Source organism: Caballeronia glathei, from assembly GCF_000698595.1.
GTDB classification, from domain to species: Bacteria; Pseudomonadota; Gammaproteobacteria; order Burkholderiales; family Burkholderiaceae; genus Caballeronia; species Caballeronia glathei.
In genome coordinates this window covers 1-16,530 of record NZ_JFHC01000062.1, presented here as the reverse complement: position 1 = coordinate 16,530, position 16,530 = coordinate 1, and the positions used below count along the sequence as shown (strand labels likewise).

Below are 16,530 nucleotides of genomic sequence, written 5' to 3'. Positions count from 1 at the left end.
CCCATCATGGGTACCCGCATAGCGCCGCGCTTGCGCTTGCCCAGGCGAGCGCCTCGTAGAGCCGCCGGCCGCGGTGCGAGCCAACAGAACTTCTGCCTTTTAGAAACGACTTCCGCCAGCGGAACACTGTCGCCCATCACGACGGCACCTCTGAACACGCTAGCGCCGAGGAGACATCTCCACGATATTGGCCCTCAACCCGCCTGCTTTCGCCGCTCGCCTTGGGAGATACCGAATACAAAACGTAGCGCTGTCGACAGCATCATCACGCTCGCGGCCATGCCTTTCACGGCGGGACACATGCTGTCGTGCATGACCGGATCGGCTTACCCGGCCACGGGCATCGCGAATTCCGCCCCTTTGGCGATGCTGTCGGGCCAGCGCTGCATGACGCTCTTGTAGCGCGTGTAAAAGCGCACGGCTTCCTGGCCGTACGCGTGATGATCACCGAACAGCGATCGCTTCCAGCCACCGAACGAATGCCACGCCGAAGGCACCGGACTCGGCACGTTGATGCCCACCATGCCCGCCTGAATCTGCCGGGAGAATACGCGCGCCGCGCCGCCGTCGGACGTGAAAAGCGATACACAGTTCCCCAGTTCGTGCGCGTTGACGAGTGCTATCGCACTCGCGAGATCAGGCACGCGAACAACCGAAAGGACCGGCCCGAAAATCTCTTCCCGATAGATGCTCATGTCAGGTTTCACGTCGTCGAACAGCGAGCCGCCGAGAAAGAAGCCCTCTTCGCGGCCGGGCACGGTGTGTCCCCGACCATCGACAACGAGCTTCGCACCTGCCGAGACGCCCGCCTCGATATAGCCCGAGACCTTGGCGCGATGCGCGGCGGTGACGAGCGGCCCCATGTCCAAATCGGGCTCCATGCCGCCGCCGATCCTGAGCGAGCGCACGCGCGGCGCGAGGCGCCCGATCAGCTTATCGGCAACACGCCCTACCGCCACCGCGACCGAGGTCGCCATGCAGCGTTCGCCGGCCGAGCCATACGCCGAGCCGATCAGTGCATCGACGGCTTGATCGAGATCGGCGTCGGGCATGACGACGAGATGGTTCTTTGCACTGCCCAACGCCTGCACGCGCTTGCCGCGCTTTGCGCTTTCGCTGTAGATGTATTCGGCCACCGGCGTCGAGCCGACGACGGATACCGCGGCCACATCGGGGTGCTCCATCAGCGCGTCGACAACGGCCTTGCCACCATGCACGACATTGAAGACGCCTTTGGGAAAGCCCGCCTCGATGAACAACTCGGCAAGCCGGATCGATGCCGACGGAGTGCGCTCGGAGGGCTTGAGCACGAACGTGTTGCCGCATGCGGCCGCCATCACGAACATCCAGCACGGCACCATCATCGGGAAGTTGAACGGCGTGACGCCCACGGCCACGCCGAGCGGCTGACGCAGATTCCAGTTGTCGATGTCGCCGCCGATCTGATCGGTGAAATCGGTCTTGAGCAGGTTCGGAATGCCGCACGCGAATTCGACGACTTCGATACCACGCAGCACCTCGCCCTTCGCGTCCGAAAGCAGCTTGCCGTGGTCGCGCGTAACGAGCTCGGCGAGTTCGTCCTGATGCGCGTCGAGCAACTGCTTGAACTTGAACATCAGACGAGCGCGCTTCAGCGGCGCAGTTTCGCTCCAGGCCGGGAACGCGGCTTTCGCAGCGGCGACGGCGGCGGCGACTTCAGTTGCGTTTGCGACCGGCACGCGGGCCGCCACTCGGCCTTGCGCGGGATCGAATACGTCGCTGTACTGCCCGCTCGCGCCTGCAGCGCGTTGACCGTTGATGAAATGACTCAGTTCGCGCACGCGCACGGTGCCTTGATCTGCTTCGGACATACGTCCTCCCATAAGATGGATTGGCGGTACACGCTTGAGCAACCTGCGCGTCCCTCGCGCGCGCCACGCCACACGCGGCGGGTGCGACCGTTCAGTGCCCATCCAGTCCGCGTCAGCTTGTGCCCCCGGACGCCTGCCACCAGGTCCCTGTGCCCGCCAGGATTGGCGATCTTCCAACCGCCGATGAGAACACTTTACGTTCTACGTGCTTGCACTGGCGCTCTATCTGTGACGGCTTGGGGACATTTCCTGCGCATTTCTGGCCATCATGTCGAAACCTCCAGAATCACGTGTCGTTTGTATGTCGGACCGTCTTGCGACGCAAAAGACCTGCATTCGGATAAGGACGCGCTGAACGCAGATACACGCGCCGGGGTGATTTGCATACCCTCACCGGCCCCCGTCAAATGCCCGGCTACCATTCAGCAATGGTCACGTCATAGTCCTCATCCGCGAAAGCGACAAGAAACTCCTCAGGCATCAGCCACGAATCCACGCTTACTGTCTTCGTGCCAATGTCAACGTTGACCTTCGCGTCGGCGTCGACGGATTTCATCGCACGCTCAATCATTGAAATATCGTCAGAGCGAATTTCATCTTTCACCGAGAATTTCATTTGTCACTTCTCCACTAGATAACCCAATGTGGCAGGACCTATTGACTCATCCGGGTCGATGGATTCTCAGACGGCTTGATCGAACGTGCCGTCGCTACAATGCGGCAGTCGAACTTGCGAAGTGCCTTCACCTCTCCACCAGTGCCTTGCGATGCGCCGGTAACGACGACAACCATTGTGAGGTGCCCATGCATGAACCTAAAATGAGTTCCCTGGGTTCAACGCCGATCGGGTCAATGGCTCCGATGGAAGCAAATGTAGACGCATTGACTCAGGTTTTGCATACCCGCGCTGGACGAACAGTATTGCGCAGCAAGAACAAATCGAAATCGGGCTGCGGCGTTTGCAGAACATCCGTTCCATCGGCGGTTCCGGCTGGTGCGACCGGTGAGCTGCGTTAAACGTCCATGTGGTCCACTCCTTCACAATCGTCCTGGCAAAACGGCAACTAAAAGCCGAAGGAACGGTGACACTCATGGAACGCGGGGAATGGCGTAAAGATTCATTCCTTGACATCCGTGTCATTGTTTTCAGAGTGGGAATGAATTCGCTGACGGGGCGTATGCATGCGCCAGCACATCTCCACGATGAATCTTGTCGTGCAGAGCGCAAATGCTGCGCACGAGAAATGTGGGGCGGCACAAAGCGCGGCTTGTCCGCTGTTTCGTGAATCAGGACTGGGGCTCAAGCCACGTCCAGGAGCGATGGCTGGACGTCGAGGCTACCATGGTCTACTGTTAGTGTAATTCGAGTTGCGCCACGTCCCCGCGATACCGGGGGTCCGACTCGTCTGCCAATTCCGCGCGCGCGACATGATTCCACCCAAAGGTCCTTTGAGCTTGATCCGGAATCCTTGCGACGCCACCAGTCCTTAGTGAAGACGAGTATGGCCCAGAGCCAGGCAGTAACCGTTCAGGCGTAGCGAGAAAGGAGGGAACGTGCAGTTCTATCTCGATGGCTACAAGCCCGGCGACCCTGACATCCTCACCGAGGAGCTTCCCGACGCCGTCGACGTCCTGATCGTTGGCAGCGGTCCTGCCGGAGCCTTGCTGGCGGCACAACTGTCGACTTTCCCAGGCATCAGCACGCGACTCGTCGAGCGTCGCGACGGCCCGCTCCAGGTAGGCCAGGCCGACGGCGTCGCCTGCCGCACAGTTGAAATGTTCGACGCCTTCGGGCTGAGCGGGAAGCTCCTGCGCGAGGCCTACTGGGTGAACGAGACTGTCTTCTGGCGACCGTCAAAGGCGGATCGCTCGCGGATCGAGCGCACCGGTCGCGTCCAGGATACCGAGGACGGCTTGTCGGAGTTTCCGCATCTCATCGTGAACCAGGCCCGCATGCAGCAGTACCTGCTCGACTACATGCGCAATTCGCCGATGCGATTCGAGCCCAGCTACGGCGTGGAATTCGTGGACCTCGAGGTCGAGCCCGAGGGCGAGCACCCGGTGGTGGTCACGCTGCGCAAAGTGGCCAATGGAGCAGAGAGCACGGTTCGCGCCAAATACGTTGTCGGCTGTGACGGAGCACACAGCCGGGTGCGTGATTCGATTGGCGCCGTGCCGAGCGGCGATTTCGCGAACCACGCCTGGGGTGTCGTGGACATGCTGGCCGTCACCGATTTCCCGGACATCCGGCTCAAGGCCGCGATCCAGTCTGCGGACGAGGGCAACATCCTCCTCATCCCGCGCGAGGGCGGCTACATGGTGCGGCTCTACGTCGACCTCGGCGACATCGACCCGAACAACCGCGAAGCCTTCCGTGAAAACACGCAGGAGAAGGTCATCGGGATCGCTCAACGTGTGCTGCACCCCTACACGCTCGACGTGAAAAGCGTGGCGTGGTTCGCGGTGTACCAGGTCGGCCAGCGCGTCACCGACCGTTTCGACGATGTCCCCGCGGACCAGGCCGACTCGCGCCTGCCGCGCGTCTTCATCGCCGGCGACGCCTGCCACACGCACAGCGCGAAGGCTGGCCAGGGCATGAACGTTTCGATGCAGGACGCCTTCAACCTCGGCTGGAAGCTGGTCTCGGTGCTCGAGGGACGTGCCAGACCGGAACTGCTGCGCACCTACAACATCGAGCGCCACGCGATTGCCCAGGGCCTCATCGACTTCGACAAGGAGTGGTCGAAAATCATGGCGTCACCGCCGAAGGATCCGAACCACCCGGAGCTGGGCGGTGTCGACCCGGCCGAACTTCAGGCGTATTTCGTGAGGTCGGGTCGTTATACGGCCGGTGTCGCGACGCATTACCCGCCGGCGACGGTTCTGACCGCCGAGGCGCCCCAGCAGAATCTCGCAAGGGGCTTCACAGTCGGCATGCGTTTCCACTCCGCACCTGTCGTGCGCGTCGCCGACGCCAAGCCGGAGCACCTCGGACACGCGGCCCGTGCGGATGGCGCCTGGCGCATTTATGCCTTTGCCGACGCAAGCGGGCGGCGACTGCGCGAGCTCGCCGCCTTCCTGGCAGAGTCTCCGAATTCTCCGATCCGCCGCTTCACGGCGGCAGGCGCGGACATCGACAGCGTGATCGACGTTCGCGCGGTCTTTCAGCAGGGTCCCCGCGACCTCAAGGTCGAAGAGCTGCCGTCGATACTGCTTCCGCGCAAGGGGCGCTTCGGGCTTGTCGACTACGAGAAGGCCTACTCCCCCGACCTCAAGAACGGTCCTGACATCTTCGACCTGCGGGGCATCGACCGTGAGAGGGGCGCGATTGTCGTTGTCCGCCCCGATCAGTACGTTTCGACCGTACTCGGGCTGGACGCACACGACGAACTCACGACGTTCTTCGAAAGATTCCTGCTGGATCGAAGGGGCACAAGAACCTCTGCAACGCCATGACGTATCAACGTGCGCGGTGCTGGCGCTGCGTGGCGCGCCGGATTCGGGCGTCTCGGGGGAGTTGTTGGTCCGCTGCTGGGTGGCTTGCCGATCAGTGCCGGGCTCGCACTCAATTCCATCTTTTATATTCTTGCGGCCGTCGGCATACTGGGTGTGCTTTTGACGCTCTTGGTGCCGAGTGCACGCGGTCCGCGTGAGCTGCATTCGACGTTCATCGAACCGTCCCTCCGGGCCGAGCCAGGCAAGCTCGCCAGCTCGGCCGTCGAGAAAGGCTAAAGACCGGAGACAGCACCATGTACGACCGCATCCTCGTCGCAATCGATGCGTTACCCACCGAAGAGAACCGATCCGCGCAGGCTCGTGCAGAGCAGATCGGGCGAATGACGGGTGCAACCGTATACATCCTGCATGTCGCGAAGAGCCATATCGTGCCCGGAGATATCACGGGTGGTGCGGGGCCGGGCGTGCGCTCCGCGGACGACGATGCCGAGGATGCCGACCGTGAAGCGGTCCAGGCGCTGATAGACCGGCTGTCCGAAGCGGGCGTCGACGCGCACGGCGAGATCGTGAGCGCCACTACGCACAATGTCGCGAGCGTGATCCTGCAACGAGCCAGCGATCTTCACGTGGACCTGCTGGTGCTTGGTCATCAACATCACCGCGGTGCGGGCAATGTGTTCCGCTCGAGCGTCGCCGAATGGATCATTCACCAGCACCCGCCGTTTTCGATCCTGCTGGCCCAACCTCCCGCTACAGCCCAGGGCGTGTCGCCCGCGTCGACGTAGTCGAATGAGCGGTGTTCGCCGATCGCGGTCCGGTGACGTTGCTGTAGCCCAACCTGCTCTCGTAGTGCTCCCGATTGGCCGCACCCGACCCTACGAGACGTTGCAGGTCAAATGCGGCCGACAAATCGAAGTTCCCGTTCGAGTGACGTGTCCGCGCGGTGATCAAAAGACAGCTCGCGGTACGCGCAGACGTGGTCGAGCATCGTCAATGCTTCGTGCCCGGCGACATCGATTGACCCGACGAACCGCCGCGTCTGCCTGCTAATCGTTCGCTGCCGCTGCGCGTTCTATCGCGGATATATCGATCTTCTTCATTGTCATCATCGCCTCCATCGCACGCCTTGCGGCACCACGATCAGACCCGGTGACGAACTCCAGCAGCCGTCTGGGCGTGATCTGCCACGCAAAACCCCATTGATCCTTGCACCAGCCGCACGGCGCTTCCTCTCCGCCATTGCCGACAATGGCGTTCCAGTATCGGTCGGTCTCTTCCTGGCTATCCGTCTCGACCATGAAACTTACCGCCTCATTCGCCTTGAAATTGGGACCGCCATTCAGTCCTATGAAGCGCCGGCCGAGCACGGTGAATTCCACCGTCAACTCCGCGCCCTGACCCACGCCAGGGATAGGGGATATATGACCGGCGCCGACATGGCTGCCGGGAAAGGTGGCGGCGTAAAACTCCGCCGCCTCGCGCGCTCTGCCTTCATCGAACCACAGGCATGTTACAAGCTCAGTCATCGCAATCTCCTAATTCGGTGCAGCATGTGCACGCGATAATCGACGACACGGGGTCACTCGTCCTTGCTGAAAGGGCTCGTCTATGCCGTGTCGCGGCTTCCGTCCGCACGCGGGATCGAGACTGAAAATGAGGTCTCGGTGTCGTCGGACCGCGCTTCGATCGCGCCGTGATGTGCATTGGCAATTTCGCGTGCGATATACAGACCCAGTCCGAGGCCGCCCGCCCTGTCGTCTTTGCTCCGATGGCCCGGCCCCCGCAACAGGGGATCGAAGATCCGCTCGAGCGTTGCGGGCTCGATGACAGGCCCGCGATTTCTGACGTCGATGCGGACATGCGTCAGGTCGCCGGTCACGACCACGTGCACTGGCGTGTCTGGCGCCCCGTACTTGACGGCATTGAGCACGAGATTTCCAAGCAATTGCTGCAGGCGGTGGCCGTCCCAGGCCCCCTGCAAATCGCCGCTCACTTGCAGATCCATCTGCCTGTCGGGATGAATTGCGCGCAACTCGTCCAGCTCGTCGGCAAGCACATCCGCCAGATTGATATTTGCGGGTACGACGTTGATGCCCAGGCCAAGTCTGGTCCGATTGAAGTCGGTCAAATCATCAAGCAGCATTTGCATTCGCACACCGCTACGTATCAGGCGGCCGGCGGCTTCCGACACTCGCTCTCCTGCGTTCAGTGCTGCGAGATACGACGCAGTCGCCTGAATCGCCTGCAGAGGGCTCCGCATGTCGTGTCCCAGCATGCCGAGCAGGAGGTTACGACTCTGCTCGACCTGCGCACTGAAGAACGCGACTGATTCAGCGAGTGCCTGGTCGATCGCTTCATTGAAACGAATGACGTCGTCCAGATCAGGCACTACGGGCTCGCATTCGTCCGCCCATAAGCGAAGCACGCTTGCGCGCAGTGCGCGGTATTCGGCGGCGAGCTGGTTGATGTTGAAACCGGCGCGTGCCCTGAGAAGGGCATGCGTTTGCGCCGCTGTTTCGGTCGCGTCGATCAGAGCTGGGGCTCGCCCCATTGATTTGTCGCGCTGGGCTTCCCTGGTTTGCGAATTTCGCAAGTCCTGCGCCACGGCGCGCAGGATCTGCTGCGCGTGATTGCGTAACCCCGACGCTCCCATGTTTGCCGCCGCCGGCATGAGGGTGGCCGCGAACGCCTCCCATTGCGCCAGAATCGGCTCCATATCTCGCAAGATAAAGTCAGCAAGGCGCATGTTCGCATCTCCGGATGCATAAAACGGGGTGCAACAGGATCGACCCGTGTACTCATCTTACGCGCAAACTGGTGACGCACTTTTGGACTGAGGAAGCCGCAGGTTCGGGAACGGCTCAATTTATCGGAAGCGGTTGTTCGCCGGATGCGGTCAAAACGTCTGAGGTTGGCCCACCGCGTCATGGATATCGTGTTCATGACTTTGGGCAATGACTGCGATGCGCGAAATGCATGAGCCTTTGTTCACAACGGTCGGAACCGGAGGACTTTGTGCCGGCGGATCATCCGCTGCGGCTGACTCGTTGCTGGTCAATGAGGCGTTGAAGCGGCTCAATGGGCTGTTTAGTGTGATGTATGCGGACAGCGGCCGGACCTCGATTGCGCCCGGGAAGCTGCTGCATGCGCTGCTATTGCAGGTGTTCTACTCGGTGCACAGCGAGCGAATGCATACGCGGTGGTGCCCGAAGAAGCGCACGTTGACATACCGGCAGCGCGATGAATCATCAATCAACCAGCGATCCATGCCGCGCCAGCGGATGCGCCCTCTCCGCGACGACCGCGAACCATCTACCCGGTGAGCAGGCCGCGATACGATCGCGCCGCGAGAACGTCCGCTTGGCCTGCGCGCCACGGCGTCAAACGCGCAGGCCGCGCCGGTAGGCAGCGGGCGTAACGCCCGTGTTCGCTCTGAATCGATGGGTGAAATGGCTCTGGTCCGAATATCCAAGATGCAGTGCGATCTGCCCGACCGACATCGAAGAGGACTCCAGCAGCCGTTGCGCCTCGCGGACACGCTTGAGCGATACATAGGCCATTGGCGTCAACCCGAGCGTCTTGCGAAAGAGCCTGACGAGCTGTGACGCGCTCGTATTTGTGACGTCCGCGAGATGCTCAAGCGTGAACTCGCGAGTGAGATTGTCCTCAATCCAGCTGAGCGCGCTCCTGACGCGGCGGTCGCCGTTGCCCGGGCACGACGCTTGTTCGGCCTCGTCGGCCAGCAAGGCAAGCAATGCGATTGCCCGCCCCATTGCATAGAAACGCGCGAGTGGTCGCTTCTTCGTATCGACCGACACACACTCCGCAAGCAATGGCGCCATCTCATCCCAGAGCCGCTGGTTTCTCAGGCCGGTGAAAGGCGCCCACTCGCGGCCGATCTGCGCCAGGTGCTGACGCAGATCCTCGCATTCCGGATCGATAAATACCACGCCATAAGAGTGGACTCCCGAACCGCTCGCCGTGCCGCGGACCGTGCAGCCCGCGGGCCGGAACGACATCAGGTGGATGCGGGAGATATATTGACGGCAATGAAACCCGACCACTTCCCGCTCACAAACGATTCCATTGGTAAGTTCGACGTAGAGCGCGTGCCGCGTCGATAGCGTGTGTATCGTCGCGGGGCTTCTGTCGAACCGGCGGTCGACAATCTCCGCACTCACGCCACCCCAACTAGCCGCGGTTCTCGTTACAAGCTCTGCACTGTGTAGCCTCACTCCCTCTCCCGACGAAAGCCCGCGTTCATGCCGGCGCATTCTAGCAACACAAAAACAAGCGCGCAGGCAACGCCTCGCTCGTCATGCGTCATGCGCGCCACCTTCAAAAAAATGATTATTTCTCGCCAAAGCCAAAACGACGCCCTCAGTAAACTGGAGCGGAATCGGAGCAGTGAGAACCTGAGGGACACATCATCAAATGGACTGTCGAAACTAAAAAGGAGGTATCAGCATGCAGAGGCATATCGTGAAAGCAGTGGCCACGACCGCGATGACGGCAGTTGTATCGATGGGAGCGGCCCGCGCAGCACCCGCGGCGGTCGATCCCGCAACGGACGAACATATCGATCCGCGGGTGCGTTCATTCCTCGTCGAAATCAATAAGGATAGCAGTCCGTTCTGGGAGCTACCCCAGCCGAAGCCGCAGGATATTCTGACCGACCTGCAAAACCAGACGCCCGTCGACATGTCGGGGGTCACGACAAGCGAGCGCACCATCACGGCGAATGGCCGCACCGTCAAGCTGTACATCATGAAGCCCGAGCACATCCGTGGGGAGTCGGGTGTCCTCCTGTTTATTCACGGCGGCGTGTGGATCGTCGGGAACTTCGCCAACCATCGACGACTTCTGCGCGACCTGGTTGTCGGGTCCGGCCAGGTCGGCGTGTTTGTCGAATACACGCCATTGCCTCAAGCCAGGTTTCCTACGCAACTCGAGGAGTCGTATGCGGCGCTGACCTGGGTCGCCTCCCATGCGAATGAGTTCGGTGCGGACGGCAGCAGGATTGCAGTGGTCGGAAATTCGGTCGGCGGCAACATGGCGGCTGCCCTGCCCATCATGGCCAAGGAACGCAAGGGTCCCAAGATAAGGTACCAGGCCCTGCTCATCCCGGCGACGGACGCGAGCGTGGACACCGATTCCTATCACGCTTTCGGCACAGGTCGCTTCCTTGCACGCGCGTTCATGCAATACGGGTGGGACCTCTATGCGCCGAACCCTGAAACCCGCGACAACCCCTACGTCTCACCGTTGCGTGCCAGCACAGAGGAGCTTGCCGGTTTGCCTCCGGCGCTCGTCGTGACGGCTGAGAACGATCCACTACGCGACGAAGGCGAGGCCTACGCACGAAAACTGAAGGCAGCTGGCGTCACGGTGGCCGCTGTCAGGTACAACGGCACCATTCACGACTTCGTGCTTCTCAACGCGCTCCGTCACGTTCCGTCGACTGAAGCAGCCCTTCAGCAGATCAGCGATGGGATCCGGGATCATTTAGCCAAGTAACGGCGCTCGTTGCGGTCCGGTTTCGCGGATCGCAACGAGCGGCACGGCCAGAAGCTATTGGACAGGCATGCTCGAGCCATACGAACCTCCGGCAGCGAACGTTCGCCGGTGCAGCGCACACCCCAGTGGACAGTATTTCTGCCACAAGCCTCGCCCACGCGCGGGTAAAGGAGAAGCACGCAGGTGACCGAAGGGCATAGGGAGCGGCGGCAGTGCTCCTTCGTTGCATCGCCCCTGCAATATAGCGACGCCATTCGCGCCCAGTCCTCTAATTGAACATTTCCGGCCGCAAGTCGCTTACCTCGATGATCACATCGGCCGGCAGGTTCGCACGGTGTGCGGCAACGCGGATGGCCTCGACGTTGGGCGCCTCATACAGGCAATAAGTCTTTTTCTTGTCGGCGCTGAGGTACGAAAAGAGCCACTCGACGCCCTCCTCCTCGTTGATCCGCTTCACAGCCAGCGCAGTTTCGCCGGTGACCTCGAGTTGTTCCGCAAAGTTTCGTTCAATCATGAAGCGTGGCATGGGGTTCTCCTTGAGTATGGGTTGCATCGTTGCACGTCGAACCGTGCGAAAGCCGTGTGCTAATTTCTGAGCCCTTGGCCCGTCTGAACGCCACCAATGCGCTCGACGAGAGCGAACATCTTCAGTTCCTTGGCTGCGGCGGCCGCGGTGGCGAGCAAGTCTTGAGCCCGCGCTCTGTCTTCGATGCGATTGCGCGCTGCAAGCATGAGCGCGAATTCGTGCCGGCCATGCGCGAGCCATGGCCAAGCTCGCAAGCGCTCGTCCATGCGCAGCGCATATTCGAAATGCTCTTCGGCGGCGGACCAATCGCCCAGGGCATGGGCGAGCATGCCGAGATAGCGTGCCGCTGATCCGCAGCACAGCGTAAAAACGGGAACCGTGACGACCTGAGCCCGGAACGGCAGGAGAAGGGCATAGACGCGTTCGGCGTGCTCGGCATCCCGGAGGCGCGCCGCGACCTCCGCCAGATAGGTCAACGTGATGAGCCGTTTGCTGTCCACGGGGATGCCAAATTCCGATTCCGCAATCCGATCGAGGTTGGCGCGGGCCTGCGCTTCGAAGCCAAGATCGCAGCAGATCAACATCAACCCGGGGCGCCACGTGCTGTCTTCCGAATGCTCGTCGACGAACTGCTTGAAGAGCGGCGCTACCTCGGCGAGCCGGCCTTGTTCACGGCGTATTGTGAACATCTGCATGCCGTAGACACCCGCCGCAAGTTCAGCGTCGACGCTCTGCGCCATCTGCATCGACTCTCGCGCCTTTTGCTGCGCCAAAGTGAAATCGCCGACGAGTATCGCCCGCATCGCCTGCGCGCCCGTCAAGCACCACCTGTCGACGAAATGCTGCCCGGAGGTGGCAATCTGCCGATATCTTTCCAGCGCGCTCTCGAAGCGTTCCACCTCGCCGATCTCAAGGTAGCCGGTGAGACATCGGGCGCATGCGTGACCGATGGAGTGCGCATCGCCAAGTGTTTCTGCAATCTGGCTCAACTCCTGCAATACGCTTTCGCGCTCCCCGAACTTGTCCGAAGGCAAAGGACGGGCGCCGACATGCATCACCTCGCACGCCAACGCATCGAACAAGCTCGGCAGATCGTTCAGGCGCCTCGCGAGAGCGACTGCCTCCAAAGCGACCTCGCCGTCCTGTTCAGCTGCACCGGTCATGTGAACGGTGCGGACCAGTCGGCTCAACAGGCGGCAACGCTCGACCGACTCCCCGGTGCCGACCAGGGCAAGCGCATCTTCCAGCAAGGAAAGCGATGCCTTGCCGGAGCCTTCGAGGAACGTCTCGGCGGTGTCGAACTCCAGCGCTGCCTGCACGAGATACGACGGGAGGTTCCGTTCCCGTGCAATCTGAGCCGCCTGCCCGAAGGTCGCTATCGCCTCGCGGCGGCCCAGCCTGAGCTCCGCCCCGCCTCTTGTCAGCAGCAGAGGCAATCGGTGCATTGCAAGATCCTGCTCACTGTAAGAGCATCGGTTTGCCAGTTCAAGCCCGCGCTGCGCGTGAGCGGTGGCCTCCTCGTAGGCCGCACCCGCAAGCGCCCGTTCCGCGGCACGCTGCCAATAGCCGATTGCGCGGTCCGGCAGGTCGGCCGCAGCGAAGTTCTGAGCGATGAGTTCGGGTTGCCGCTCGACGATCTCCGGGTAATGTTCCTCCAGAGCGGCAGCGATGAGAGCGTGGTAATGGCGGCGGCGCGCAAGCAGCAGGGACTGGTACGCGACCTCCTGAATCAGCGCGTGACGGAACAGATACGTGTCTCCCTGCCCTGGCGTGCCCGAAGCGCGAACGATGATCTCTGCTGCAATCAGGCGGTCGAGCGATTCGCGCAGCTCGCCGTCCGCTCCTGGTGCAATCAGGCCAAGCAGCTTCATGCCGAATTCCCGCCCGACCGTCGCCGCGATCTGGGCGGTTTCCTTGACGGTTGGCTCCAGCCGGTCGAGCCGCGACAGCAGCGAGCCCTGCAGTGTGTCCGGAATCGCAATCGTCTGCGGCGTTCCTCTCAACTCGTAGCTGACGCCCGCATCCTGCAACAGATCGCCCTGGAGGACGGTCTTCGTCAGCTCCTCCACGAAAAGCGGCACGCCATCCGTTTTCGAAACGATCTGATCGAGCACCACGTGCGGAAGCGGCTTTCCATCGGTCAGCCGTTCGATCATCGCGACGCAATCGCGGCGCGCGAGGCGATCGAGGTTGATCTGTATGAGATGAGGACACGTCCATCCCGGTTCGAACTCGGGCCGCGCTGTGAGCAGGATCAGAAGCGGGACGGCTACCAGCCGCTCGAGCACGAGCCGGACGAATTCGAGCGAAGAAGGATCGATCCAGTGCGCATCCTCGACGGCCATCAGCACTGGCTGAACGCGCGTCGACCTTTCGATGATGGCGACGAGCACGTCCAGCGTCAGACTCTTGAATGAAGGGGATGAGGCGTCGATCGCCGGATGGTGTACGCCCGCCGGAATTCCCAGCAAGGTTGTGAGCACGAGACGCGTTTCGTCGACCTCGACTCCGAGTCTTGCGATTCCGGCCTCCAGCCGTTCGAGATCAGAAGCGTCGGACGAGTCGGGACAGAGGCCAAAGACGCGCTGTAACCAGCGCAGCACCGGCCAAAAAGGGCTGTTGCGATAGTACGAGGAGCAGTGGAGCGCAACGACCTCATGGGTGTCTCCACTGATGCTGTCGCCGAACGCCCGCAGCACGCGGGATTTTCCGATCCCCGGCTCGCCGGTCAAGAGGACACAGCGCATTTCACCGTCGACGCTCTGCTTCCAGCGCTGCCGGATCATGTCGAGTTCCGCGGAACGGCCGATGAGCGGTGTCATGCCATGACCCGCCCTGATCCCGAAGCGGTCGATCGCATCCGTTTGCGCCAGCACGCGGTGCACCCGGACCGGTCCCGAGACCCCTTTCAGTTTTTGCCAGCCGAGGTTCTCGAGCAGGAACGATCCTTCGATCAGGCGTTGGGTGGCCGGGCCCACGACGATCGCATCGGGCAGAGCGAGTGATTGCAGCCTTGCGGCGACGATCGGCGCCTCTCCGACGATCGCATGGCGATCCAGCGTAGATCCAGCGCCAATTGACCCGGCGACGACAAGACCCGTCTCGATCCCGATTCGCACCTGCAACCGTACGCCATGCTCGGCTACGATCCGGTTGTTGGCCACGCGAAGCGCCGACACGACGGCGAGAGCGGAGAGTACCGCGCGCACCGCGTCGTCTTCGTGCGCATTCGGGTAGCCGAAGTAAGCGAGTACCCCGTCGCCGACGTAGAGCGCGATGTGACCTTCATAAGCTTCGATTGCAGTCGCGCAGGCTTGATGGTAGATCCCTAGCAGGCGTCGCATGTCCTCGGGATCGAATCGCTCAGCGAGCGCCGTCGAGTCGATCAGGTCGATGAACATCACGGTGAGCTGTCGTCTCTCGGCCTCGACGGCGGCAGCAGGCGACGAACCCGGCACGGGTCGTCCCGTAGCGCGTTCAGGTGATGGCGTATGAGCGCCGGACAGTGCCGCAAGCCCTTTTGTGAACCGCTTTCGGTCTCCGAGCGTCAGGCCGAGTTCCTTCAAGTCGTCCTCGGAAAGGTCACCGAGCACATCCCAGTCGATCCCTTGCAAGGCAAACTTCGCGGCATGCTCACCGAGGCCAATTTGCACCAGCCATTTCGTCAGATCGTCGGTCATCGCCGGGTCTCTGGTGTAACGTCCAGAACTATGATCGGCCACGTAACGCAACTTGTCCATGCGCCCTCTCCCGACCGTTCGACCAAGCACCGGTTGGCGCACTGCTCCAGGACGGCCTGCGCGTCCCGCGGCATCGCTTAAGTAAGAGTAACGAACATTGGCCCGACTGACGCCACGGCTGATCGCGCGTCACCCGCGCACACTCCCTGTCGTCCACTCGACGAAAAATAGCGTCAACTGTCCGAAGCTCTCGCCGCACTGGTTTGTCGAGTGGTCGATATTGATGTACCGTTGAACAGCACATACCGACGATTTGTGGTTTTGCGACCAACACGTCTAAGAACAGCAAACTCGGATCCATCCAAGTTTGAATCGGTGTTTGATTCAATCTACTCGAAACCCTGCTGCGCGTGGCCGACCGCCGGCGTGCAAGTTCGTTCACTGATGCCGCGACTGGCTTCGGGGAAGCACGCCCGTCTCCACGATGGACGGCTTTTGCGCGGGCGTGAAAGTCGAAGCCACACACTGGCTTCCGCACGAGCCGCTGCTCCGGCGCTGCTGTCATTGGTCATACTGCGTTGTTTCAATAAGGGAGACGTGACATGAAGCACTCGCCGAAGATCTGGCCGATGATTTCCGCGTTGACGTTCTCGCTCGCGGGCTGTGCCGCAAGCGGCACCCCCGAAGGCACGGCGCATCTGAGCCCAACGGAATGCCGCGATCTCGCCGCTCGCAGGAGCAATGCGCCCGTCACGCCCGAGCGCAACCGAAGTGAACTGGCGGCGCTGGAAAAGGCGGGGTACGACCCATTCAGGTCCTTCGATCCGTACTATCCGGATGATCTGCAGGCGGCGCAGCGTCAGGTCGATCGTTGGTATCAGACGGATTGCCAGCAGACGCCGCCACCCAACTGAGGCGCGCGACACCACGTCGGCTCGCCGCCTTGTTTGCGGTTGACTTGTGGCCGGTCCCCGATGTGAGAGATGCCGACGCGGAGTGTCCCAACGTCTCTGGCCGGGCAATTCAGGCCGGAGCCGAGTCTGTGTTTTCTGCGTCAGGCAACCTCTATCTATCGCCTCCCGTCTCCTGCGTCACTCTCTCTCGATCGAACTAGAGTATCTCTGCACTCGCCTTTCGGGCTTGGTTCGACGCGCCAACTGTTGTGGCTGCATGAATGCTGAATCAGACAAAGCCATCAAGCGTTCTAGTTCCAAGAGTCTTTTATCAGTGACCCATCGACGGTCATATCGGCTTCGTTTCAGTTAAACATTCTGGAAGAGTTAATAAGCAGGATTGAGACCCTTCGTCGAGACATGGTGAAACGACGCTCGATTTCAAGAGCCCGCCGAACGGCACCAACAAGGCGTCGCGCGGGAGCTTAGGCGTTGGAGAATGAAAGCGCACATCTGAGTCGCTGCATACCCGCTAGCGTTCGCTCGGCTGACGGACTCCGGCGGCGATTACAAACTAACAGCGCCTCTTTTGAATTCTCAGTGGGTGG

11 protein-coding genes and 2 pseudogenes are annotated in these 16,530 nt (G+C 61.5%); 5 read left to right on the top strand and 8 right to left on the bottom strand.

Annotated elements, in window-relative coordinates:
* Window positions 1–326: 326 nt before the first annotated feature.
* The 3 genes and pseudogenes from BG61_RS29200 to BG61_RS44200 form a co-directional block, all read right to left on the bottom strand.
* On the bottom strand, window positions 327–1,850 hold the full coding sequence (locus tag BG61_RS29200; RefSeq protein ID WP_035938665.1) for a CoA-acylating methylmalonate-semialdehyde dehydrogenase: 1,524 nt from the start codon (window positions 1,848–1,850) through the stop codon (window positions 327–329).
* Between the two features lie 415 nt (window positions 1,851–2,265).
* Window positions 2,266–2,466 (bottom strand): hypothetical protein, encoded by a 201-nt coding sequence (locus BG61_RS29195; RefSeq protein ID WP_035938666.1) that lies wholly within the window; start codon window positions 2,464–2,466, stop codon window positions 2,266–2,268.
* A gap of 59 nt (window positions 2,467–2,525) precedes the next feature.
* A pseudogene (locus BG61_RS44200) lies at window positions 2,526–2,642 on the bottom strand (3-oxoacyl-ACP reductase); the annotation flags it as partial.
* Between the two features lie 762 nt (window positions 2,643–3,404).
* Here BG61_RS44200 and BG61_RS29190 point away from each other — a divergent pair.
* Both BG61_RS29190 and BG61_RS29180 read left to right on the top strand, forming a co-directional pair.
* Entirely contained in the window at window positions 3,405–5,306 is a 1,902-nt protein-coding gene (locus BG61_RS29190) for an FAD-binding monooxygenase (protein WP_035938667.1), read from the top strand.
* Between the two features lie 293 nt (window positions 5,307–5,599).
* Window positions 5,600–6,091 (top strand): universal stress protein, encoded by a 492-nt coding sequence (locus BG61_RS29180; RefSeq protein ID WP_035942501.1) that lies wholly within the window; start codon window positions 5,600–5,602, stop codon window positions 6,089–6,091.
* A 261-nt stretch (window positions 6,092–6,352) separates the two neighbouring features.
* On the opposite strand, the gene BG61_RS29175 is transcribed toward BG61_RS29180, so the two are convergent.
* The gene (locus BG61_RS29175; protein WP_035938672.1) at window positions 6,353–6,832 is read right to left on the bottom strand and encodes a VOC family protein; all 480 of its coding nucleotides are present in this window, start codon (window positions 6,830–6,832) and stop codon (window positions 6,353–6,355) included.
* 80 nt (window positions 6,833–6,912) lie between these two features.
* Window positions 6,913–8,052 carry a sensor histidine kinase gene (locus BG61_RS29170; RefSeq protein ID WP_035938674.1) on the bottom strand — a complete coding sequence of 380 codons (1,140 nt, stop codon included), beginning with the start codon at window positions 8,050–8,052 and terminating at the stop codon, window positions 6,913–6,915.
* Window positions 8,053–8,269: 217 nt separating this feature from the next.
* Between BG61_RS29170 and BG61_RS40460 the strand changes: the two are divergent.
* Window positions 8,270–8,497: pseudogene (locus BG61_RS40460) on the top strand (transposase); the annotation flags it as partial.
* Window positions 8,498–8,686: 189 nt separating this feature from the next.
* Here BG61_RS40460 and BG61_RS39445 read toward each other — a convergent pair.
* Window positions 8,687–9,487 carry an AraC family transcriptional regulator gene (locus BG61_RS39445; RefSeq protein ID WP_051672856.1) on the bottom strand — a complete coding sequence of 267 codons (801 nt, stop codon included), beginning with the start codon at window positions 9,485–9,487 and terminating at the stop codon, window positions 8,687–8,689.
* Between the two features lie 286 nt (window positions 9,488–9,773).
* Here BG61_RS39445 and BG61_RS29155 point away from each other — a divergent pair, with 286 nt between their 5' ends.
* Window positions 9,774–10,823, top strand: a complete 1,050-nt coding sequence (locus BG61_RS29155; protein WP_035938679.1) for an alpha/beta hydrolase — start codon at window positions 9,774–9,776, stop codon at window positions 10,821–10,823.
* Window positions 10,824–11,091: 268 nt separating this feature from the next.
* On the opposite strand, the gene BG61_RS29150 is transcribed toward BG61_RS29155, so the two are convergent.
* Together BG61_RS29150 and BG61_RS29145 are read right to left on the bottom strand one after the other, a co-directional pair.
* On the bottom strand, window positions 11,092–11,349 hold the full coding sequence (locus BG61_RS29150) for a DUF4242 domain-containing protein (RefSeq protein ID WP_035938730.1): 258 nt from the start codon (window positions 11,347–11,349) through the stop codon (window positions 11,092–11,094).
* 59 nt (window positions 11,350–11,408) lie between these two features.
* Window positions 11,409–15,089, bottom strand: coding sequence for an AAA family ATPase (locus BG61_RS29145; protein WP_232256415.1), 3,681 nt, complete (start codon window positions 15,087–15,089; stop codon window positions 11,409–11,411).
* 542 nt (window positions 15,090–15,631) lie between these two features.
* On the opposite strand from BG61_RS29145, the gene BG61_RS29140 reads away from it, so the two are divergent.
* The gene (locus BG61_RS29140) at window positions 15,632–15,943 is read left to right on the top strand and encodes a DUF4148 domain-containing protein (RefSeq protein ID WP_035938682.1); all 312 of its coding nucleotides are present in this window, start codon (window positions 15,632–15,634) and stop codon (window positions 15,941–15,943) included.
* Window positions 15,944–16,530 lie beyond the last annotated feature (587 nt).

Coding starts and splice junctions, on each gene's coding strand:
- BG61_RS29155 (WP_035938679.1), top strand. CDS start 9,774: ATGCAGAGGCATATCGTGAAAGCAGTGGCCACGACCGCGATGACGGCA.
- BG61_RS29140 (WP_035938682.1), top strand. CDS start 15,632: ATGAAGCACTCGCCGAAGATCTGGCCGATGATTTCCGCGTTGACGTTC.
- BG61_RS29180 (WP_035942501.1), top strand. CDS start 5,600: ATGTACGACCGCATCCTCGTCGCAATCGATGCGTTACCCACCGAAGAG.
- BG61_RS29150 (WP_035938730.1), bottom strand. CDS start 11,349: ATGCCACGCTTCATGATTGAACGAAACTTTGCGGAACAACTCGAGGTC.
- BG61_RS29145 (WP_232256415.1), bottom strand. CDS start 15,089: ATGGACAAGTTGCGTTACGTGGCCGATCATAGTTCTGGACGTTACACC.
- BG61_RS29170 (WP_035938674.1), bottom strand. CDS start 8,052: ATGCGCCTTGCTGACTTTATCTTGCGAGATATGGAGCCGATTCTGGCG.
- BG61_RS29200 (WP_035938665.1), bottom strand. CDS start 1,850: ATGTCCGAAGCAGATCAAGGCACCGTGCGCGTGCGCGAACTGAGTCAT.
- BG61_RS29195 (WP_035938666.1), bottom strand. CDS start 2,466: ATGAAATTCTCGGTGAAAGATGAAATTCGCTCTGACGATATTTCAATG.
- BG61_RS29175 (WP_035938672.1), bottom strand. CDS start 6,832: ATGACTGAGCTTGTAACATGCCTGTGGTTCGATGAAGGCAGAGCGCGC.